Source organism: Streptomyces sp. NBC_00647, from assembly GCF_045207245.1.
In the GTDB taxonomy this organism is placed as follows: Bacteria; Actinomycetota; Actinomycetes; order Streptomycetales; family Streptomycetaceae; genus Streptomyces.
Genome location: NZ_CP109040.1, coordinates 2,377,069 through 2,398,774, shown reverse-complemented (window position 1 = coordinate 2,398,774; position 21,706 = coordinate 2,377,069). Strand labels below are relative to the sequence as shown.

The 21,706-nt window shown below is 70.7% G+C and carries 19 protein-coding genes; 16 read left to right on the top strand and 3 right to left on the bottom strand.

The window, feature by feature from the left end:
* Window positions 1-23 precede the first annotated feature (23 nt).
* The gene (locus OG788_RS10545) at window positions 24-680 is read right to left on the bottom strand and encodes a potassium channel family protein (protein WP_406370346.1); all 657 of its coding nucleotides are present in this window, start codon (window positions 678-680) and stop codon (window positions 24-26) included.
* Window positions 681-747: 67 nt separating this feature from the next.
* On the opposite strand from OG788_RS10545, the gene OG788_RS10540 reads away from it, so the two are divergent.
* Window positions 748-1,308: an HIT family protein gene (locus OG788_RS10540; RefSeq protein ID WP_406370344.1), complete on the top strand. Its 561-nt coding sequence runs from the start codon at window positions 748-750 to the stop codon at window positions 1,306-1,308.
* Window positions 1,309-1,504: 196 nt separating this feature from the next.
* Here the strand turns inward: OG788_RS10540 and OG788_RS10535 are convergent, their stop codons facing one another.
* Together OG788_RS10535 and OG788_RS10530 are read right to left on the bottom strand one after the other, a co-directional pair.
* The gene (locus OG788_RS10535) at window positions 1,505-3,172 is read right to left on the bottom strand and encodes a hypothetical protein (RefSeq protein ID WP_351541609.1); all 1,668 of its coding nucleotides are present in this window, start codon (window positions 3,170-3,172) and stop codon (window positions 1,505-1,507) included.
* Between the two features lie 158 nt (window positions 3,173-3,330).
* Window positions 3,331-5,526 (bottom strand): elongation factor G-like protein EF-G2, encoded by a 2,196-nt coding sequence (locus tag OG788_RS10530; protein WP_406370343.1) that lies wholly within the window; start codon window positions 5,524-5,526, stop codon window positions 3,331-3,333.
* A gap of 242 nt (window positions 5,527-5,768) precedes the next feature.
* On the opposite strand from OG788_RS10530, the gene pgsA reads away from it, so the two are divergent.
* The 15 genes from pgsA (at window position 5,769) to OG788_RS10455 (ending at window position 21,694) form a co-directional block, all read left to right on the top strand.
* Complete coding sequence (pgsA, locus tag OG788_RS10525; protein ID WP_406376720.1) at window positions 5,769-6,491, top strand: phosphatidylinositol phosphate synthase; 723 nt, start codon at window positions 5,769-5,771, stop codon at window positions 6,489-6,491.
* Window positions 6,488-7,435: a phosphatidylinositol mannoside acyltransferase gene (locus tag OG788_RS10520; protein WP_406370342.1), complete on the top strand. Its 948-nt coding sequence runs from the start codon at window positions 6,488-6,490 to the stop codon at window positions 7,433-7,435. The genes pgsA and OG788_RS10520 overlap by 4 nt, the downstream gene beginning before the upstream one ends.
* Window positions 7,432-8,592 (top strand): glycosyltransferase family 4 protein, encoded by a 1,161-nt coding sequence (locus OG788_RS10515; RefSeq protein WP_406370340.1) that lies wholly within the window; start codon window positions 7,432-7,434, stop codon window positions 8,590-8,592. Before OG788_RS10520 ends, OG788_RS10515 begins: the two co-directional genes overlap by 4 nt.
* 522 nt (window positions 8,593-9,114) lie before the next feature.
* Window positions 9,115-9,660 carry a hypothetical protein gene (locus tag OG788_RS10510; RefSeq protein WP_351541601.1) on the top strand — a complete coding sequence of 182 codons (546 nt, stop codon included), beginning with the start codon at window positions 9,115-9,117 and terminating at the stop codon, window positions 9,658-9,660.
* A 195-nt stretch (window positions 9,661-9,855) separates the two neighbouring features.
* On the top strand, window positions 9,856-10,704 hold the full coding sequence (pdxS, locus tag OG788_RS10505) for a pyridoxal 5'-phosphate synthase lyase subunit PdxS (RefSeq protein WP_266765590.1): 849 nt from the start codon (window positions 9,856-9,858) through the stop codon (window positions 10,702-10,704).
* Between the two features lie 6 nt (window positions 10,705-10,710).
* Window positions 10,711-11,316 (top strand): pyridoxal 5'-phosphate synthase glutaminase subunit PdxT, encoded by a 606-nt coding sequence (pdxT, locus tag OG788_RS10500; protein ID WP_351541599.1) that lies wholly within the window; start codon window positions 10,711-10,713, stop codon window positions 11,314-11,316.
* A 75-nt stretch (window positions 11,317-11,391) separates the two neighbouring features.
* Window positions 11,392-12,144: a YebC/PmpR family DNA-binding transcriptional regulator gene (locus tag OG788_RS10495; RefSeq protein WP_266756552.1), complete on the top strand. Its 753-nt coding sequence runs from the start codon at window positions 11,392-11,394 to the stop codon at window positions 12,142-12,144.
* 130 nt (window positions 12,145-12,274) lie between these two features.
* The gene (ruvC, locus tag OG788_RS10490; protein ID WP_266756551.1) at window positions 12,275-12,871 is read left to right on the top strand and encodes a crossover junction endodeoxyribonuclease RuvC; all 597 of its coding nucleotides are present in this window, start codon (window positions 12,275-12,277) and stop codon (window positions 12,869-12,871) included.
* Entirely contained in the window at window positions 12,868-13,479 is a 612-nt protein-coding gene (ruvA, locus tag OG788_RS10485; protein WP_351541596.1) for a Holliday junction branch migration protein RuvA, read from the top strand. The genes ruvC and ruvA overlap by 4 nt, the downstream gene beginning before the upstream one ends.
* Window positions 13,480-13,576: 97 nt before the next feature.
* Window positions 13,577-14,671, top strand: a complete 1,095-nt coding sequence (ruvB, locus tag OG788_RS10480) for a Holliday junction branch migration DNA helicase RuvB (protein ID WP_356757141.1) — start codon at window positions 13,577-13,579, stop codon at window positions 14,669-14,671.
* Window positions 14,672-14,834: 163 nt separating this feature from the next.
* The gene (gene yajC, locus OG788_RS10475; protein WP_406370339.1) at window positions 14,835-15,356 is read left to right on the top strand and encodes a preprotein translocase subunit YajC; all 522 of its coding nucleotides are present in this window, start codon (window positions 14,835-14,837) and stop codon (window positions 15,354-15,356) included.
* Window positions 15,357-15,494: 138 nt separating this feature from the next.
* On the top strand, window positions 15,495-17,243 hold the full coding sequence (gene secD / locus OG788_RS10470) for a protein translocase subunit SecD (protein WP_406370337.1): 1,749 nt from the start codon (window positions 15,495-15,497) through the stop codon (window positions 17,241-17,243).
* 1 nt (window position 17,244) lies between these two features.
* Window positions 17,245-18,363 carry a protein translocase subunit SecF gene (secF, locus tag OG788_RS10465; RefSeq protein ID WP_351541589.1) on the top strand — a complete coding sequence of 373 codons (1,119 nt, stop codon included), beginning with the start codon at window positions 17,245-17,247 and terminating at the stop codon, window positions 18,361-18,363.
* Window positions 18,360-18,899, top strand: a complete 540-nt coding sequence (locus tag OG788_RS10460) for an adenine phosphoribosyltransferase (protein ID WP_351541587.1) — start codon at window positions 18,360-18,362, stop codon at window positions 18,897-18,899. Before secF ends, OG788_RS10460 begins: the two co-directional genes overlap by 4 nt.
* 230 nt (window positions 18,900-19,129) lie before the next feature.
* Complete coding sequence (locus tag OG788_RS10455) at window positions 19,130-21,694, top strand: RelA/SpoT family protein (RefSeq protein ID WP_406370335.1); 2,565 nt, start codon at window positions 19,130-19,132, stop codon at window positions 21,692-21,694.
* The last annotated feature ends 12 nt before the right edge of the window (window positions 21,695-21,706 follow it).

Sequence of the window (21,706 nt, the reverse complement as noted above, 5' to 3'; positions counted from 1 at the left end):
GTGACGAAAGGCCCCCGGGGAGCTCAGATCCCCGGGGGCCTTTCGTCGCCCTCGCGCGCGAACACCTGCAACAGCCACGACGAGAACGATCCCGTCACCGCGCCGAGCAGCGCCAGACCGCACACCATCATGGCGACCGCGATCGTGCGACCCTTCGGCGTCACCGGCGCCACGTCCCCGTACCCGACCGTCGAGAGCGTGGAGGCGGCCCACCACACCGAGTCACCAAAGGTGACGATCGTCGCGTGCGGTGCCTGGTACTCGGCCTGGTAGACGGCGAGGGAACCCGCGAAACCGAGCAGCAGGACCGCGATGCTCGCGTAGAACATCACCCGCGCGTACAGCGGGAGGCGAGGTTCTCCGCGGCGCCGCAGCACGGCGTCGTAGAGCTTGACCATGCGCAGTGGCCGCAGCAGCGGCAGGACGAGCACCACGGTGTCCAGCCCGTGGCTCGGGACGAACCGGAGGCGCTGGCCGCTCAGGCGCCAGAGCACCAGGTAGTCGACGAGGAACGCCGCCCACGTGACCGCGATCACCGCGAGGCAGGCATCCCGCCCCTCCTGGGACAGACCGTGCGCCAGCACAAGCACCGCGTAGGCGGAGAGGAACAACAGCGACGCGACCGCCAGTGGTACCTCGGTGCGCTGCTCCCAGCGGGTCATCGGCCTGTCGTCGTCCATGGCCCCAGCTTCGCCGCATGCCCCTTTGCGTGACACCCGCCGACACGCCGCGAACGGGCGAAGCAATATGCTGCAACACATGACGAGTGAGCCGGAGCAGCAGATCGGAGTGGGAACGCAGGACGCGTTCCAGCGCCTTTGGACGCCCCACCGGATGGCTTACATCCAGGGCGAGAACAAGCCCACCGGCCCGGGGGCCGACGACGGTTGTCCCTTCTGCTCGATTCCGGCCAAGTCCGACGAGGACGGGCTGATCGTCAGGCGCGGGGAGCAGGTGTACGCGGTGCTCAACCTCTACCCGTACAACGGTGGGCACCTGATGGTCGTGCCCTACCGTCACGTCGCCGACTACACGGACCTCACCGCGCCGGAGACAGCCGAACTCGGTGAGCTGACCAAGCAGGCCATGACCGCCCTGCGCACCGCCTCCGGCGCCCACGGATTCAACATCGGCATGAACCAGGGCACCGTCGCGGGCGCGGGCATCGCCGCCCATCTTCACCAGCACATCGTTCCCCGCTGGGGCGGCGACACCAACTTCATGCCGGTCGTCGGCCACACCAAGGTCCTGCCGCAACTCCTCGCGGACACCCGCGAGATGCTGGCGGAGGCCTGGCCCACCGCGTAGTCCGGCACGGGGCGCCTTCTCCGGGCGCCCCGTCCCTCGCGGGCCGCCGGAGCGCGGTCGACCCTCGGGCCCCACCGTCTCCGGTGCCGCGCGTCCACGCGTCGCCCTACGCGTCGTACAGGCGTCGCCCCACGCGTCGTACCGGCGTCGCCCCACGCGTCGTACAGGCCGGCTCCATTATTCGTACAGGCCGGCTCTACGCGTCGTACAGGTCCGCCTTGCGCGGCGAGACGTCCTGCACCGCCGTGCTGAGGAAGGCCGAGCGGTTGCCGAACTTCTCCGTGTCGACGCCGTTCTCCTCGAGGACCTTGATCGCCGCCGAGTGCACCACGCGCAGCACGGGCGTCGCGGCCCGCAGCGCGTCGTCCGCCATGAAACGGTGCCGCCACGGCTGATCGGCCCAGGCGTGCCGCAGTCCGAACGGCTCGGGCAGTTCCAGACTCCCGCCGAGCCAGTTCAGAAGGGGCGGATACCAGGTCAAGGGCGCCCGCGCCGCCAGCCTCACGACCTCGTCCGCGGTGACCAGCGGCAGGCTCACCTTGCGGGTCTCCCAGAACTTGACGGCCTTCGCGACCTCCTTGGTCGGGGCCTCCGGCTTGGTGGTGAACAGCGAGTTCACCGGTCCCAGCGCATGTCCGGTCACCTCGATGCGCAGCGTCTGGTGCAGCACGGTCACCGTGATCATCATGGTGATGATCAACTGGCCGTCCCACAGCGTCCACTGGACCCCGAGATAGTGCCGGTCGCCGCTGCCGAACTGCTGCTTGTTGCAGATGTCCTGCACGGCGTGCGTCTTGATCGTGTAGGCGTCCACGTCCGTGCCGCCCGGCCGGGACACCGCCTTCGCGTTCTCGCCGATCGGCGTGACGACCCAGTGCTTGATCGAAGGCGCCGGGAAACCACCGGTGTTGAGCGGACCGCGCTCCAGCATGCGCAACTGGTCGTGGATGTTGCGGATGACGTCCCAGCTGCGGAACGGGTGGATCTCCTTGCCCGCGTCCCGCGCCACCAGGTCCTCGGCGAGCTGCCAGCTGCCCCAGCGGGTGCCCATGCCGAGTATGCCCTTGGGGCCCGCGTAGAAGACCGAGTTGGACTGCTGCTCCGCGGTGAGCCGGGCGAGCGCCTGACGCAGGCGCTCAGCCGCCGTCTCCCCGGGGCTGCCGGGGACCGCCTCGGGGATCTTGGCGCCGATGCCGCCGCCCGACAGCAGGCTGTCCCAGCGCGCCCGCAGATCCTTGGCCGTGCGCTCGCAGATCTGCTTCGCCCACAGCCAGCCGACGACCGGGAGGACCACCGCGGCGCGCGCGTACCAGGCCCAGAAGCCCGTGAACGGCATGCGGAGGAGGAAGAGGACGGCCAGGGCGCCGACGGCGACGAGGAGCGTGGTGCCGAGCGCGGAGGCACGCTTGTCCTCGCGCTTGGCGATCTGCGTACGGATCTGGAAGACCAGCAGCCACACCAGCAGTCCGGGCAGGAACAGCAGCCCGCAGAGCACCATGACGGCGGACAGCCAGTTGTCGCGGTCCCGGCGGATGTTGGTGGACGCCAGGCAGTGCTCCACGACGACCTGCGGCTCGGTGCCGAAGGACTGGATCAGCGGTTTGCGGCCCGTGCCCAGCATGCGGGCCGCGACGGCCCCCGCGAAGGCCTCGCCGAGATTCGGTGCGAACAGCTTGATCCGGCCGGCCTTGACCGTGGACTTGTGCCATTCGTTGTCGGCCTTGAGGATCTCCTCCACCGGATTGTCGCGGTACGCCGCGGAGGCCAGGGCGAAGCTCGCCGCCGTCTGTCCCGCGGAGCCCGTGAGCGGCACTTGCGCCCCGGGAGTGAAATCGAAACCGTCGAACGCCACTTCCGCCCCCATCGCCGCCGCACCCGCTCCTGCGGCTTTCCCGACTTCGGTGTCCCGCACACCTGTTGATCAGGTCATCGTCTTGATCAGGTTCTCAGGGTAACGGCCGCGGCCGACATCCGTCGGCGGACGGCAGAAGCCGCCCGCCGACGGGCGAACCTCCCCAACCCTCAGGTACCCGGCACCTGTTCGCGCAGCCGATCGGCGATCTGCTGCGGCATGGGCTCGTGCCGCGCGTAACGCCGGTCGAACCGCGCGGTGCCGTGCGAGACGGACCGCAGATCCACGGCGTACCGCCCGATCTCGATCTCCGGCACCTCGGCCCGTACGAGCGTGCGCCCGCCGCCCGCCTGCTCGGTGCCGACGACCCGGCCGCGGCGCCCCGACAGGTCGCTCATCACCGCCCCCACGTAGTCGTCGCCGACCAGGACGCTCACCTCGGCCACCGGCTCCAGGAGATGGATCTTGGCGTCGCGGGCCGCTTCGCGCAGCGCGAGCGCGCCCGCCGTCTGGAAGGCGGCGTCGGAGGAGTCCACCGAGTGCGCCTTGCCGTCGGTCAGCGTGACCCGTACGTCGATGAGCGGATAGCCCGCGGCCACGCCCTTGGCGGCCTGGGCGCGCACGCCCTTCTCGACGGACGGGATGAACTGCCGCGGCACGGCGCCGCCGACGACCTTGTCCACGAACTCGATGCCCGAGCCGCCGGGCAGCGGTTCGACCTCGATCTCGCAGATCGCGAACTGGCCGTGCCCGCCGGACTGTTTCACATGGCGTCCGCGCCCGGCCGACGAGCCGGCGAACGTCTCCCGCAGGGAGACCTTGTGCGGGACCACGTCGACCTGCACGCCGTACCGGTTGCGCAGCCGTTCCAGGGCGACGTCGGCGTGCGCCTCGCCCAGGCACCACAGGACGACCTGGTGGGTGTTCGGGTTCTGCTCCAGCCGCATCGTGGGGTCCTCGGCGACCAGCCGCCCGAGCCCCTGGGAGAGCTTGTCCTCGTCCGCCTTGCTGTGCGCCTCGATGGCGAGCGGGAGCAGCGGGTCGGGCATCCGCCACGGCTCCATGAGCAGCGGGTCGTCCTTGGCCGACAGCGTGTCGCCCGTCTCGGCGCGGTTCAGCTTGGCCACACAGGCGAGGTCGCCCGCGATGCAGTGGGTGAGGGCGCGCTGCTGCTTGCCGAACGGCGCGGACAGGGCGCCGATCCGCTCGTCGACGTCGTGGTCCTCGTGTCCGCGGTCGGTCAGCCCGTGCCCGGAGACGTGCACCGTCGCGTCGGGGCGCAGGGTTCCGGAGAAGACCCGGATCAGGGAGACCCGTCCCACGTACGGGTCGGACGCGGTCTTCACGACCTCCGCGACCAGCGGCCCGTCCGGGTCGCAGGCCTTCACCTCGCGCGCGGCGCCGTCCGGCGTGGTCACCGTCGGCGCCGGGCGCTCCAGCGGGGTGGGGAAACCGCCCGTGACCAGTTCGAGGAGCTCGACCGTGCCGAGCCCCTGACGGGCGCCCTCGGCGGCCGGAGCGGCGGCCAGCACCGGGAAGAAGCTCCCGCGTGCGACGGCCCGTTCCAGGTCCTGCACGAGCGTCTTGAGGTCGATCTCCTCGCCGCCGAGATAGCGGTCCATGAGCGTCTCGTCCTCGCTCTCGGCGATGATCCCCTCGATCAGCCGGTTGCGGGCCTCGTCGATGAGCGGTTGCTGGTCGGGCCCCGGCTCCGCCTCCTTGCGCTCCCCCGAGGAGTAGTCGAACAGCCGCTGGGTGAGGAGCCCGATCAGGCCGGTCACTGGCGCGTGCCCGTCCGGCGCCTCGGCGCCGTGCAGCGGCAGATACAGCGGCAGTACGGCGTCGGGGTCGTCCCCGCCGAACGCCTCAGCGCAGATCCGGGTCATCTCCTCGAAGTCCGCCCGGGCCGATTCGAGGTGGGTGACCACGATGGCCCGTGGCATGCCGACGGCCGCGCACTCCTCCCACACCATCCGGGTCGAGCCGTCCACGCCGTCCGACGCCGAGACGACGAAAAGGGCCGCGTCCGCCGCTCGCAGACCGGCCCTCAACTCCCCGACGAAGTCGGCGTACCCGGGAGTGTCCAGAATGTTGATCTTGTATCCGTCCCAGTCGACGGGTACCAGGGAGAGCTGCACCGAGCGTTGCTGCCGGTGCTCGATCTCGTCGTAGTCGGAGATGGTGCCGCCGTCCTCCACGCGGCCCGCCCGGTTCACCGCTCCCGCCGTCAGCGCGAGAGCCTCCACCAATGTCGTCTTGCCCGATCCGCTGTGGCCGACCAGCACCACATTCCGTACGGACGCGGGGTGGTCGGCCGCCGTAGCCCTGCCGGCGGCTCCGGGGTGTGCATTCGACTTGTCGCCCATGGCCTTGCCTCCCGTGCACGGTGAGGTCACTGTGGGCGCGGGACATGCCGAAGCCTCCCCCCGGTAACGGGGGCACCCCCAGCGGTGGCGGCTCCGGTGACGCCCCGCGGTGTCTTCGAGCTTTGCACTCGCGTCACGGTGCGTCCATACAGGGGACGCGATCCCGCCGTGACACCGATGGCATCCCGTCGTGACACGGGGTGCGGGTGCCCGACCATCGCACAAGCGCACGCGTGACTACGATGGGCCAGCCGACGGCCAGCAGGGGCCGCCCGGCGACACCGACCCTCGGGAAGGCCATGCTGAACAAGTACGCGCGTGCATTCTTCACGCGTGTCCTCACACCGTTCGCCGCGTTTCTCATCCGCCGGGGGGTAAGCCCCGACACGGTCACCCTCCTGGGCACGGCCGGAGTCATGGCGGGCGCGCTGGTCTTCTACCCCCGGGGAGAGTTCTTCTGGGGCACGATCGTCATCACGCTCTTCGTGTTCTCCGACCTGGTCGACGGGAACATGGCGCGCCAGCTCGGCCGCTCCAGCCGCTGGGGCGCCTTCCTGGACTCCACGCTCGACCGGGTCGCCGACGGAGCGATCTTCGGCGGCTTCGCGCTCTGGTACGCGGGCAACGGCGACGACAACGCCCTGTGCGCCGTCTCGATCTTCTGTCTGGCCAGTGGCCAGGTGGTGTCCTACACCAAGGCCCGCGGTGAGTCCATCGGTCTGCCGGTCGCGGTCAACGGTCTCGTCGAGCGTGCCGAGCGACTGGTGATCTCGCTGGTCGCGGCCGGTCTGGCCGGCCTGCACACGTTCGGTGTGCCCGGCATCCAGGTGCTGCTGCCCATCGCGCTGTGGATCGTCGCCGTCGGCAGCCTCGTCACGCTGATCCAGCGCGTCGTCACCGTCCGCCGGGAGTCCGCCGAGGCGGACGCCGCGGACGCCGCCCAGAGCACTGAGGCCACCTCGTGACCAGCCTCCAGGACAGGCTGGTGGACGGTGCCTACGCCCTGGGCTGGAGCACCGTCAAGAAGCTTCCCGAGCCGGTCGCCGTGCGCCTCGGCCGCACCATCGCCGACCTCGCCTGGAAGAAGCGCGGCAAGGGCGTACAGCGTCTGGAGAGCAATTACGCGCGCGTGGTGCCGGACGCGACGCCGCAGCGGCTGGCCGAGCTCTCCAAGGCCGGCATGCGCTCGTACCTGCGCTACTGGATGGAGTCGTTCCGGCTTCCCGCGTGGAGCGAGGAGCGGGTGCGGAACGGGTTCGAGGCGAAGGACCTGCATCACCTCACCGACGCGCTCGCCTCCGACCGGGGCGTCATCCTGGCGCTCCCGCACATGGCGAACTGGGATCTCGCGGGCGCCTGGGTCACCACCAGGCTGGAGACGCCGTTCACGACCGTCGCCGAGCGCCTCAAGCCCGAGTCCCTGTACGACCGTTTCGTCGCCTATCGCGAGGGCCTCGGCATGGAGGTCCTGCCGCACAGCGGCGGTACCGCGTTCGGCACGCTGGCCCGTCGGCTGCGCGACGGCGGTCTGGTCTGCCTGGTCGCGGAACGGGACCTGTCGGCCTCGGGCGTCGAGGTGGAGTTCTTCGGCGAGGCGACGCGGATGCCCGCGGGACCGGCCCTCCTCGCCCAGCAGACCGACGCCATCCTCCTTCCCGTGACGCTCTGGTACGACGAATCGCCCGTGATGCAGGGCCGGCTGCATCCGCCCGTCGAGGTCCCCGAGTCAGGTACCCGGGCCGAGAAGACGTCTGTCATGACGCAGGCGCTGGCCGACGCCTTCGCCACAGGCATCGCCGACCACCCGGAGGACTGGCACATGTTGCAGCGTTTGTGGCTCAAGGACCTCGACCCGGGGAAGGCTCCCCAGGAGTCCACCGCGCAGGATCCCGAGAAGAGGACCCCGTGAGGATCGGCATCGTCTGCCCGTACTCCTGGGACGTTCCGGGCGGCGTCCAGTTCCACATCCGCGACCTGGCCCAGCACCTCATCGGCCTGGGGCACGAGGTCTCCGTCCTCGCCCCCGCGGACGACGACACACCCCTGCCCCCGTACGTCGTCTCGGCGGGCCGCGCGGTCCCGGTGCCGTACAACGGCTCGGTGGCGCGGCTGAACTTCGGCTTCCTGTCGGCGGCCCGGGTCCGGCGCTGGCTGCACGACGGCACCTTCGACGTGGTGCACATCCACGAGCCGTCCTCGCCGTCGCTCGGCCTGCTGACGTGCTGGGCCGCGCAGGGCCCCATCGTCGCGACCTTCCACACCTCGAACCCGCGCTCCCGGGCGATGGTCGCCGCGTACTCGATCCTCCAGGCCGCCCTGGAGAAGATCAGCGCGCGGATCGCCGTGAGCGAGTACGCCCGGCGCACCCTGGTCGAGCACCTCGGCGGTGACGCCGTCGTCATCCCGAACGGCGTCGACGTCGACTTCTTCGCACGTGCCAAGCCCAAGCCCGAGTGGCAGGGCGACACCATCGGCTTCATCGGCCGCATCGACGAGCCCCGCAAGGGTCTGCCGGTGCTCATGAAGGCTCTGCCGAAGATCCTGGCCGAGCGCCCGCAGACGCGGCTGCTGGTCGCCGGACGCGGCGACGAGAAGGAGGCCGTGGAGTCGCTGCCCGCCGAGATGCGCTCGCGCGTGGAGTTCCTCGGCATGATCAGCGACGAGGACAAGGCCCGTTTCCTGCGCAGCGTCGACCTCTACGTCGCGCCCAACACGGGCGGCGAGAGCTTCGGGATCATCCTGGTCGAGGCGATGTCCGCCGGAGCGCCCGTGCTCGCCGCGGACCTCGACGCGTTCGCGCAGGTCCTCGACCAGGGCGCGGCGGGTGAGCTGTTCGCCAACGAGGACGCGGACGCCCTGGCCACGGCCGCGGTGCGGCTGCTCGGCGACCCGGAGCGCCGGGCCCGACTGCGCGAGCGGGGGAGTGCCCACGTACGGCGCTTCGACTGGTCGACGGTGGGCGCGGACATCCTGTCCGTGTACGAGACGGTCACGGACGGCGCGGCCGCGGTCGCCACGGACGAACGCACGGGTCTGCGGGCCCGCTTCGGCCTGGCCCGGGACTGACCGCACCGGACACGCGCCGCGAACGGACCCGGCCCCGCGCCGCGAACGGACCCGGCCCCGCGCCGCGAACGGACCCGGCCCCGCGCTCGCGTGCGGGCCGACCGTCCCACCCCGGCGCCGCCCTGCCCCGCGGATTCGGCGCGGCTCGCCGTGGGGGTGTGCGCGGTGGCCGCTCCGGCCGGGGCTTCCCGCTCTCACATGCGGGTGGCCGCTCCGCCCCTGACTTCGCGCTCCCGCGCGGGCCGACCGGTCCGCCCCGGTTTCATGGCGCCGTCGTGTCGGCGGCTCGACTCCGCTTCGCGTTCGGCGTGTGTGCGGTGGCCCGGTCAGGCCGGCCCCCCCCCCGCGCTCGCGTGCGGGGCGGGGGCGGGGGAGCCGGGCCACCCGGGCTTCTGGTCGCTCCTGCGCTGGTGGCTCGTTCGCGCTCTGCCGTGCGGGGGAGCGGACGGGCCGTACAGGGAACCTCCCGTGGCCCCTGGGGTCTGAGGGAGTCGTGCTCACGCACCGGTAGCCTTGCCGCCCGTGACCGCAACCCTCATCTGGATCCTCGTCGGACTCGTCGCGATCGGCCTCTATCTGAGCTGGACCGCCGGGCGGCTCGACCGGCTGCACGCCCGCATCGACGCCACCCGCGCCGCCCTCGACGCGCAGCTGCTGCGCCGGGCCTCCGTGACCCAGGAGCTGGCCACATCCGGGGTGCTCGACCCGGCCGCCTCGATCGTGCTCTACGAAGCGGCGCACGCGGCCCGGCAGGCCGAGGAGGAGCAGCGCGAGGTGGCAGAGAGCGAGCTGAGCCAGGCCCTGCGGGCGGTGTTCGGGGAGGCGCAGCAGGTCGAGGCGGTACGCGAGGTTCCCGGAGGCGAGGAGGCGGCCGGCGAGCTGGCCCAGGCCGTACGCCGGGTGCCGATGGCACGGCGCTTCCACAACGACGCGGTACGCGCCGCCCGCGCCCTGCGCCGCCACCGCAAGGTCCGCTGGTTCCGCCTCGCGGGCCACGCCCCGTTCCCGATGGCCTTCGAGATGGACGACGAGCCCCCGACGGCCCTGGCGGACCGCCCGACGAACTGAGGCGCGGGCTGGGTGCAGGGGAAAACGATCCACCGCCTCCTCATTGGCCCTTGCAGTGGCCTGGTCGCGTCGCGTTTCCTCGAAGAGCTCAACTCCTCTTTCCCCATGTGAGGTCAACCCGTGTCCAGCACGCTCTCCAACTCCGCCCAGCCCGCTGAGAACTCCGCGATCGGCACCGCCCGCGTCAAGCGCGGCATGGCCGAGCAGCTCAAGGGCGGCGTGATCATGGACGTGGTCAACGCCGAGCAGGCGAAGATCGCCGAGGACGCCGGCGCCGTGGCCGTCATGGCCCTGGAGCGGGTGCCCGCCGACATCCGCAAGGACGGCGGCGTGGCCCGGATGTCGGACCCGAACATGATCGAGGAGATCATCGAGGCGGTCTCCATTCCGGTGATGGCCAAGTCCCGCATCGGCCACTTCGTCGAGGCCCAGGTCCTGCAGTCCCTCGGCGTCGACTACATCGACGAGTCCGAGGTCCTCACCCCGGCCGACGAGGTCAACCACTCCGACAAGTGGGCGTTCACCACCCCCTTCGTCTGCGGCGCCACCAACCTGGGCGAGGCCCTGCGCCGCATCGCCGAGGGCGCGGCCATGATCCGCTCCAAGGGCGAGGCCGGCACCGGCAACGTCGTCGAGGCCGTCCGTCACCTGCGCCAGATCAAGAACGAGATCGCCAAGCTGCGCGGCTTCGACAACAACGAGCTGTACGCCGCCGCCAAGGAGCTGCGCGCCCCGTACGAGATCGTCAAGGAGGTCGCCGAGCTCGGCAAGCTCCCGGTCGTGCTGTTCTCCGCCGGTGGTGTCGCCACCCCCGCCGACGCCGCGCTCATGCGCCAGCTCGGCGCCGAGGGCGTCTTCGTCGGCTCCGGCATCTTCAAGTCCGGCGACCCGGCCAAGCGCGCCGCCGCCATCGTGAAGGCCACCACCTTCTACGACGACCCGAAGATCATCGCGGACGCGTCCCGCAACCTCGGCGAGGCCATGGTCGGCATCAACTGCGACACCCTCCCCGAGACCGAGCGCTACGCCAACCGCGGCTGGTAGTCACCCATGAACACTCCTGTCATCGGTGTCCTGGCTCTCCAGGGCGACGTACGGGAACACCTCATCGCCCTGGCCGCGGCGGACGCCGTGGCCAGGCCGGTGCGGCGCCCCGAGGAGCTCGCCGAGATCGACGGACTGGTCATCCCCGGCGGCGAGTCCACCACCATCTCCAAGCTGGCCGTCCTCTTCGGAGTGATGGAGCCCCTCCGCGCGCGCGTGCGGGACGGCCTGCCCGTCTACGGCACCTGTGCCGGCATGATCATGCTCGCGGACAAGATCCTCGACCCGCGCTCGGGCCAGGAGACCATCGGCGGTATCGACATGATCGTGCGCCGCAACGCCTTCGGACGTCAGAACGAGTCCTTCGAGGCGGCGGTCGACGTCCAGGGTGTCGAAGGCGGTCCTGTGGAGGGCGTCTTCATCCGTGCTCCCTGGGTCGAGTCCGTGGGCGCCGAGGCCGAGGTGCTCGCCGAGCACGGCGGCCACATCGTCGCGGTACGCCAGGGCAACGCGCTCGCCACGTCGTTCCACCCGGAGCTGACCGGCGACCATCGCGTGCACGGCCTGTTCGTCGACATGGTCCGCGCGAACCGGACAGCCACCTCCTTGTAGGATCTGGGGGTCCCCCCAGGCTCGCAACGTCCGGGGGAGTTCGTACCGGTTGGGTAACGCGAAGGAGACAGGCAGATGTCCGGCCACTCTAAATGGGCTACGACGAAGCACAAGAAGGCCGTGATCGACGCCAAGCGCGGCAAGCTCTTCGCGAAGATGATCAAGAACATCGAGGTCGCGGCCCGCACTGGTGGCGCTGACCCGGCCGGAAACCCGACGCTGTTCGACGCCATCCAGAAGGCCAAGAAGAGCTCGGTCCCCAACAAGAACATCGACTCCGCGGTCAAGCGCGGCGCCGGCCTCGAGGCCGGCGGCGCGGACTACGAGACGATCATGTACGAGGGCTACGGCCCGAACGGTGTGGCCGTGCTCATCGAGTGCCTCACCGACAACCGCAACCGCGCGGCCTCGGACGTCCGCGTCGCCATGACCCGCAACGGCGGGAACATGGCCGACCCCGGCTCCGTGTCGTACCTCTTCAACCGCAAGGGCGTCGTCATCGTCCCCAAGGGCGAGCTGGCCGAGGACGACGTCCTCGGTGCCGTGCTCGACGCGGGCGCCGAAGAGGTCAACGACCTCGGAGAGTCCTTCGAGGTCCTCTCCGAGGCCACCGACCTGGTCGCGGTGCGCACCGCGCTCCAGGAGGCGGGCATCGACTACGACTCCGCCGACGCCAACTTCGTCCCGACCATGCAGGTCGAACTCGACGAGGAGGGCGCCCGGAAGATCTTCAAGCTGATCGACGCCCTGGAGGACAGCGACGACGTGCAGAACGTCTTCGCCAACTTCGACGTCAGCGACGAGGTCATGGAGAAGGTCGACGCCTGAGGGCTTGCGCAGCGCGACGGGCCGACGGGACACACCCGTCGGCCCGTCGCTTTGTCAGTGGCACCCGATAGCCTGCACGAACTGGGGAATCTCCCGGTGGTGGCCGGGGGACGTCGAAGGAGGGGCTCGGGTGCGGGTGCTGGGTGTTGACCCCGGGTTGACCCGGTGCGGTGTCGGGGTGGTCGAAGGAGTCGCCGGCCGGCCCCTGACCATGCGCGGCGTCGGCGTCGTACGCACCCCGGCGGACGCCGAGTTGGGCCTGCGGCTGGTCGCCATCGAGCAGGGCATCGAGCAGTGGCTCGACGAGTACGAGCCCGAATTCGTCGCCGTGGAGCGCGTGTTCAGCCAGCACAACGTCCGCACGGTGATGGGCACCGCCCAGGCCAGCGCTGTCGCCATGCTCTGCGCGGCCCGCCGCGGCATCCCCGTGGCCCTGCACACCCCGAGCGAGGTCAAGGCCGCGGTCACCGGCAGCGGCCGCGCGGACAAGGCCCAGGTCGGCGCCATGGTCACCCGCCTGCTCCGGCTCGCCGCGCCCCCCAAGCCCGCCGACGCGGCGGACGCCCTCGCTCTCGCCATCTGTCACATCTGGCGCGCCCCCGCCCAGAACAGACTCCAGCAGGCAGCCGCGCAGAACCGGCCCCAGCAGGCCGTCGCGCAGAACAGACTCCAGCAGGCCGCAGCCGCGCACGCCTCGCACCAAGCATCGAAAGGCCGTACCGCATGATCGCCTTCGTCAGCGGCCCGGTCGCCGCCCTCGCCCCCGACTCCGCGGTCGTCGAGGTCGGCGGTATCGGGATCGCCGTCCAGTGCTCGCCCAATACGCTCGCGGGGCTCCGCGCGGGACAGCAGGCCAAGCTCGCCACCTCCCTCGTCGTCCGCGAGGACTCGCTCACCCTCTACGGCTTCGCCGACGACGACGAACGCCAGGTCTTCGAGCTGCTCCAGACCGCGAGCGGAGTCGGCCCGCGCCTGGCCCAGGCGATGCTCGCCGTGCACAGTCCCGACGCCCTGCGCCGTGCCGTGTCCACCGGCGACGAGAAAGCGCTCATCGCCGTCCCCGGCATCGGCAAGAAGGGCGCCCAGAAGCTGCTGCTGGACCTCAAGGACCGGCTCGGCGAGCCCCTCGGCCCCGGTGGCCCGGCCATCGGCACGGCGGTCACCGCCGGCTGGCGCGACCAGCTGCACGCCGCGCTCATCGGCCTCGGGTACGCGACCCGTGAGGCCGACGAGGCGGTCTCCGCCGTCGCCCCCCAGGCCGAGGCCGCCGAGGGAACGCCGCAGATCGGCCAGCTCCTCAGGGCCGCCCTGCAGACCCTGAACCGAGCCCGCTGAACGGCCCCGGCCCCCGGGGCGGCCGCGCGCCCCGGTGCGGTCCGCGCCCGCCCACCCGCCGACCGCCCCACCACCACGAGACCGCGAGGCACCACCGATGAACTGGGACGACACGACCGACGAATCCGCCGCCGAGGGGCTCGTCGGCCCCGCCGCGGAGCGGTTGGTGGGATCGGTCGCCGACCGTGAGGACCAGGCCGTCGAGGCCGCGCTGCGCCCCAAGGACCTGGACGAGTTCATCGGCCAGGAGAAGGTCCGCGAGCAGCTCGACCTGGTCCTGCGGGCCGCTCGGGCGCGCGGAGCCACCGCCGACCACGTGCTCCTCTCCGGAGCTCCCGGCCTCGGCAAGACGACCCTCTCCATGATCATCGCGGCCGAGATGGGCGCCCCCATCCGCATCACCAGCGGCCCCGCCATCCAGCACGCCGGAGACCTCGCCGCGATCCTCTCCTCCCTCCAGGAGGGCGAGGTCCTGTTCCTCGACGAGATCCACCGCATGTCCCGGCCCGCCGAGGAGATGCTCTACATGGCGATGGAGGACTTCCGCGTCGACGTCATCGTCGGCAAGGGCCCCGGCGCCACCGCCATCCCGCTGGAGCTGCCCCCGTTCACCCTGGTCGGCGCCACCACGCGCGCGGGACTGCTGCCGCCGCCGCTGCGCGACCGCTTCGGCTTCACCGCGCACATGGAGTTCTACGAGCCCGCCGAGCTGGACCGTGTCATCCACCGCTCCGCCGGCCTCCTCGACGTCGAGATCGACGCCGAGGGCGCCGCGGAGATCGCCGGACGCTCCCGCGGCACGCCCCGTATCGCCAACCGCCTGCTGCGCCGTGTGCGCGACTACGCGCAGGTCAGAGCGGACGGGGTCATCACCCGGGAGATCGCCGGGGCGGCACTGAAGGTCTACGAGGTCGACGCGCGGGGCCTGGACCGTCTCGACCGCGGTGTCCTCGATGCCCTGATCAAGCTTTTCGGCGGCGGTCCTGTCGGATTGTCCACACTTGCTGTCGCTGTGGGGGAGGAGCGTGAGACGGTGGAAGAGGTCGCCGAGCCCTTCCTCGTACGAGAGGGACTCCTCGCCCGTACTCCCCGTGGCCGGGTGGCGACACCCGCGGCATGGACACATCTCGGCCTCACGCCGCCGAGCCGCTCAGCAGGCGGAAACGGACAACAGGACCTGTTCGGGGCGTGACGGCGCGCGTAGGTACCGGGGCAGGAACCCCGGTGCCATGCTGAGCGTTGTTCCCTGAGTGCGGACTCGCTTAGACTCCGCCGATGCCGCCCATGTCGACGGCATACATACCCCCATCCAGCAGGCCGCTCACCTTTGCGGTCGAAGAAGGAAGTTCCGACCCGTGAGTCTCGTGACCCTCCTCCCGTTCATCGTGCTCATCGGGGCCATGTTCCTGATGACCCGGTCGGCCAAGAAGAAGCAGCAGCAGGCGGCTTCCATGCGCAACGAGCTGCAGCCCGGCTCCGGCGTGCGCACGATCGGCGGTATGTACGCCACCGTCAAGGAGGTCAATGAGGACACGGTTCTCCTTGACGCCGCCCCGGGCGTGGACCTGCTCTTCGCGAAGAACGCGATCGGTGCCGTCCTCACGGACGACGAGTACAACCGCATCGTCCACGGCGTCGAGCACGACCTGAAGGCCGACGGCTCCGTCGTGCCGGACGACGCCTCCTCCCTCACCGAGACCGACGAGCCCGCCGCCGACGCCTCTTCCGACGCCTCCGACGACAAGCCCCTCGACCTCGGCAAGAAGGACGCGGCGGACAAGCCGGCCGACGAGGTCGCCGAGGCGAAGGCCGAGAAGGCCTCCGACCTCGACGCGGCAGAGGCGAAGAAGACCGACGGCGAGGCCGACGCGAAGTAGTCACGACCCGGGAGCACGGCGCGACCGACCGCGCCGGCACCTCCCGGGACGTGCTGTTCTCGCACGGAGTCCCGACACCATGGCATGGCCGTCCCGCGCTCACCCGGCGCAGGGCGGCCCGAGAGGGAGTACGAGAAGGTGGCAGCACCGAAGAAGGGCCGGAGCGCGAGCGCCCAGAGCAGGCCGGGGCGCTCGCTGGCCCTGATCCTGATCGCCATCGCGGCGCTCACCGGGGGGATGTTCGCCTCCGGGCACACCACTCCGCGTCTCGGCATCGATCTCGCCGGCGGCACGAGCATCACGCTCACGGCGACGAACGAGCCGGGCCAGCCCAACGCGATCAACAAGACCAACATGGACACCGCGGTCGACATCATGAACCGCCGTGTCAACGGTCTCGGTGTCTCCGAGGCCGAGGTTCAGACCCAGGGCCGCGACAACATCATTGTCAACATCCCCAAGGGCACGAACTCCAAGCAGGCCCGTGAGCAGGTCGGCACCACCGCCAAGCTCTACTTCCGTCCCGTGCTGACCACCGAGGTCTCCGGGGCCGACGCGTCGGCCACCCCGTCGCCGAGCGCCTCCAGCTCCAGCAAGGCCACGGACAAGGCGACCTCGTCCTCCTCGGCCTCCGCGACGCCCTCGGCCAGCGCCACCTCCCAGGGCCGTGCGGTCACCGACGCCCTGAAGGCCGACTCCACGCCGTCGGCGAGCGGCTCCCCGAGCTCCTCGGCCTCCTCCAGCGCCTCGCCCTCCGCGAGCGCCAGCGTGGACCCCGCGACCGCGAAGCTGCAGGCCGCGTACGCCGCGCTCGACTGCTCGAAGGCGGACGTCCGCGCCAAGGCCGGTGACGGCGCCAAGCCGTCCGAGCCGACCGTTGCCTGTGGCCAGAACTCCTCCGGCCAGTGGCAGAAGTACGTCCTCGGCCCGGCCGAGGTCGCCGGCACGGACATCAAGAAGGCCGGCGCCGTCTTCGACACCCAGAGCGCCGCGGGCTGGAAGGTCACCATGGACTTCACGTCCGGTGGCTCCAAGAAGTTCGCCGCCATCACCGGCAAGCTCGCCCAGCAGCAGCCCCCGCAGAACCAGTTCGCCATCGTCCTCGACGGCGAGGTCGTCTCCGACCCGTCCGTCAGCCAGTCGCTGAGCGGAAGCGCGGAGATCTCCGGCAGCTTCACCCAGACCGAGGCGCAGGACCTGGCCAACATGCTGAAGTACGGCGCGCTGCCGCTCAGCTTCAAGGAGTCCAGCGTCACCACGGTGACAGCCGCGCTCGGCGGCGAGCAGCTGCACGCCGGTCTGATCGCGGGCGCCATCGGCCTCGCCCTGGTCGTCATCTACCTGGTGATCTACTACCGGGGCCTGTCGGTCATCGCCATCGCCTCGCTGCTGGTCTCCGCCATCCTCACGTACGTGCTCATGGCACTGCTCGGCCCGGCCATCGGCTTCGCGCTGAACCTTCCGGCCGTCTGTGGAGCGATCGTCGCGATCGGAATCACAGCGGACTCGTTCATCGTGTTCTTCGAACGCATCCGGGACGAGATCCGCGAGGGACGCTCCCTGCGGCCCGCCGTCGAGCGCGCCTGGCCGCGTGCCCGGCGCACCATCCTGGTCTCCGACTTCGTGTCGTTCCTCGCCGCCGCGGTGCTCTTCATCGTCACCGTCGGCAAGGTCCAGGGCTTCGCGTTCACCCTCGGTCTGACCACGGTCCTCGACGTCGTCGTCGTGTTCTTCTTCACCAAGCCGCTGATGACGATCCTCGCCCGCAAGAAGTTCTTCGCGGAGGGTCACAGCTGGTCCGGCCTCGACCCGAAGCGACTGGGCGCCAAGCCGCCGCTGCGCCGCACCCGTCGCGCGTCCGCCCCCGTCGACACGAAGGAGGCGTGAGATGTCGAAACTCGGCACCCTCGGCGCCCGGCTCCACCGCGGCGAGATCGGCTACGACTTCGTCGGCAAGCGCAAGATCTGGTACGGCATCTCGATCCTGATCACCATCACGGCCATCCTCGGCCTGACGGTGCGCGGCCTGAACATGGGCATCGAGTTCCAGGGCGGCGCCGTCTTCACCACCGGCAAGACCGGTGTCTCGGTGAGCCAGGCGGAGACGTACGCGGAAGACGCCTCCGGCCACGACGCGGTCGTCCAGAAGCTCGGCAACGGCGGACTGCGCGTCCAGATCGCCGGCATCGACACCGACAAGTCGGACACGATCAAGGACCAGCTCGCCAAGGACCTGAAGGTCGACTCCGAGTCGATCAACGCCGACCTGGTCGGTCCCAGCTGGGGTGACCAGATCGCCAACAAGGCCTGGCAGGGTCTGGCGATCTTCATGGTCCTCGTCGTGATCTACCTGGCCATCGCCTTCGAGTGGCGCATGGCCATCGCGGCGCTGGTCGCGCTGATCCACGACATCACCATCACGGTCGGCATCTACGCCCTGGTCGGCTTCGAGGTCACCCCGGGCACCGTGATCGGTCTGCTCACGATCCTCGGCTACTCGCTCTACGACACGGTCGTCGTCTTCGACAGCCTCAAGGAGCAGACGAAGGACATCACCAAGCAGACCCGCTGGACCTACAGCGACGTCGCCGACCGCTCGATCAACAGCACCCTGGTGCGTTCCATCAACACCACCGTGGTCGCGCTGCTGCCGGTCGCGGGCCTGCTGTTCATCGGTGGCGGCGTGCTCGGGGCGGGCATGCTCAACGACATCTCGCTGTCGCTGTTCGTCGGCCTCGCGGCCGGCGCGTACTCCTCGATCTTCATCGCCACGCCGCTCGTCGCCGACCTCAAGGAGCGCGAGCCGCAGATGAAGGCCCTGCGCAAGCGGGTCCTCGCCAAGCGGGCCCAGGCCGCCGCCAAGGGCGAGTCACTGGAGCCGCAGGTCGCGGGCGCCTCGTACGAGGACGACGAGCCGGAGGAGGCCGCCCCGGCGGTCGTCGGCCCGCGCAACCAGCCCGCGTCCCGCGCCCGCGGCCGCGGCCGGCCCTCGGGGAAGCGCCGATGACCGGCATCGAAGAGCTGCTGTCCAGCCGTATCCGTGACGTGGCCGACTACCCGGAGCCGGGCGTGATGTTCAAGGACATCACCCCGCTCCTGGCCGACCCGGCCGCGTTCGGTGCGCTGACCGACGCCCTCGCGGACATCGCCGTGACCACCGAGGCCACCAAGATCGTCGGTCTCGAGGCCCGTGGCTTCATCCTCGGCGCACCGGTCGCCGTCCGTGCCGGGCTCGGTTTCATCCCCGTGCGCAAGGCGGGCAAGCTCCCCGGAGCGACCCTGTCGCAGGCCTACGACCTGGAGTACGGCTCCGCCGAGATCGAGGTGCACGCCGAGGACCTGAGCGCGGGCGACCGGGTGCTGGTCGTCGACGACGTCCTCGCCACCGGCGGCACCGCCGAGGCCTCGCTCCAGCTCATCCGCCGGGCGGGCGCCGAGGTCGCGGGCGTCGCCGTGCTGATGGAGCTCGGCTTCCTCGGCGGCCGCGGCCGTCTGGAGCCGGCCCTGGCCGGAGCTCCCCTGCGGGCGCTCCTCACGATCTGAGGACCGTCGGCGCACCACCCGGGGGACAACCCCGGGAGAGGCCCCCGAAAGGCCTGAGGCACCCGTAGGACACCGTGGAGGCGGGCCCGGAGGAATCCGGTGCCCGCCTCTGGCGTTCCCCTGGTACGAAGCGGCCCCCGGCGGCCGACAGCGAGTCCGGCGCCCGGGATCGCTACCATGGGGTTTCCGGAGCCTGACCGGGGGACCCGGATCGCGCACGAGGAGCCCTCTTGCCAGACGAGGCCCAGCCACTCGCCCCCAGTGCTGAACGCCTGGGGGGAACCGCCTCCACCAAGCCCGAGCCCGCCTCGGGCCCCGCGGAGACGCCCGCAAGGAACGCCGCGAGCGGGCCGGTGGAGCACGCCCAGTCCGCGCCCGACGACTCGGCGGCCGAGCAGCCACGTCCCAAGCCGGCCCCTCCCGAGCGCCCCGCGGCCACCCCGGCGGTCCGTCCCGCGGCGGGTCAGCCCGCGCGCTCCGGCGGCTCGTCCAACCGGGTCCGCGCCCGCCTCGCCCGTCTCGGCGTCCAGCGCTCGAACCCGTACAACCCGGTTCTGGAGCCGCTGCTGCGGATAGTGCGCAGCAACGACCCCAAGATCGAGACGGCGACGCTCCGGCAGATCGAGAAGGCGTACCAGGTCGCCGAGCGCTGGCACCGAGGCCAGAAGCGCAAGAGCGGCGACCCGTACATCACGCACCCGCTCGCCGTCACCACCATCCTCGCCGAGCTGGGTATGGATCCGGCGACGCTGATGGCCGGTCTCCTGCACGACACGGTCGAGGACACCGAGTACGGCCTCGACACCCTGCGCCGCGACTTCGGCGACCAGGTCGGACTGCTCGTCGACGGCGTCACCAAGCTGGACAAGGTCAAGTTCGGCGAGGCCGCCCAGGCCGAGACCGTGCGCAAGATGGTCGTCGCCATGGCCAAGGACCCCCGCGTCCTGGTCATCAAGCTCGCCGACCGCCTGCACAACATGCGCACCATGCGGTATCTCAAGCGCGAGAAGCAGGAGAAGAAGGCGCGCGAGACCCTGGAGATCTACGCGCCGCTCGCCCACCGCCTGGGCATGAACACCATCAAGTGGGAGCTCGAGGACCTCGCCTTCGCGATCCTCTACCCCAAGATGTACGACGAGATCGTGCGCCTGGTCGCCGAGCGCGCCCCCAAGCGCGACGAGTACCTCGCCATAGTGACCGACGAGGTCCAGTCCGACCTGCGCGCGGCCCGCATCAAGGCGACCGTCACCGGCCGCCCGAAGCACTACTACAGCGTCTACCAGAAGATGATCGTCCGCGGTCGTGACTTCGCGGAGATCTACGACCTGGTGGGCATCCGCGTCCTCGTGGACACCGTCCGCGACTGCTACGCGGCGCTCGGCACCGTCCACGCGCGATGGAACCCGGTCCCCGGCCGGTTCAAGGACTACATCGCGATGCCGAAGTTCAACATGTACCAGTCGCTGCACACGACGGTCATCGGCCCCAACGGCAAGCCCGTCGAACTCCAGATCCGTACGTTCGACATGCACCGCCGCGCCGAGTACGGCATCGCCGCGCACTGGAAGTACAAGCAGGAGACCGTCGCCGGGTCCTCCAAGATCCGCACGGACGTGCCCCGGGCGGCCAAGGGCAGCGCCGGCCAGGACACCGTCAACGACATGGCGTGGCTGCGCCAGTTGCTCGACTGGCAGAAGGAGACCGAGGACCCCAGCGAGTTCCTCGAGTCCCTGCGCTTCGACCTGTCGCGCAACGAGGTCTTCGTCTTCACGCCGAAGGGTGACGTCATAGCGCTTCCGGCCGGTGCGACGCCGGTGGACTTCGCGTACGCGGTCCACACGGAGGTCGGCCACCGGACCATAGGAGCACGGGTCAACGGCCGGCTCGTACCGCTCGAATCCACCCTGGACAACGGCGACTTGGTGGAGGTCTTCACCTCCAAGGCGGCCGGCGCGGGCCCCTCCCGCGACTGGCTCGGCTTCGTGAAGTCGCCGCGCGCCCGCAACAAGATCCGCGCCTGGTTCTCCAAGGAACGCCGCGACGAGGCCATCGAGCACGGCAAGGACGCCATCGCCCGCGCGATGCGCAAGCAGAACCTGCCGATCCAGCGCATCCTCACCGGCGACTCCCTGGTCACCCTCGCGCACGAGATGCGCTACCCCGACATCTCGTCCCTGTACGCGGCGATCGGCGAGGGCCATGTCACCGCCCAGAGCGTCGTCCAGAAGCTCGTCCAGGCGCTCGGCGGCGAGGAGGCGGCCTCCGAGGAGATCGACGAGTCGGTACCGCCCGCGCGGGGCCGCGGCCGCAAGCGGCGCAGCAACAACGACCCCGGTGTGGTCGTCAAGGGCGTCGACGACGTCTGGGTCAAGCTCGCCCGGTGCTGTACGCCGGTGCCGGGTGACCCGATCATCGGTTTCGTCACCCGCGGCAGCGGTGTGTCGGTCCACCGCAGCGACTGCGTCAACGTCGACTCGCTGTCGCGTGAACCCGAACGCATCCTCGAGGTCGAATGGGCGCCCACCCAGTCCTCGGTCTTCCTGGTCGCCATACAGGTGGAGGCCCTGGACCGGTCCCGGCTCCTGTCGGACGTCACGCGCGTCCTGTCCGACCAGCACGTCAACATCCTGTCCGCGGCCGTCCAGACCTCCCGCGACCGTGTCGCCACCTCCCGCTTCACCTTCGAGATGGGCGACCCCAAGCACCTGGGACACGTCCTGAAGGCGGTACGGGGCGTGGAGGGCGTGTACGACGTGTACCGCGTGACGTCGGCCCGCCGGCCCTCCGAGGCCTGACGCCCGCCGGTG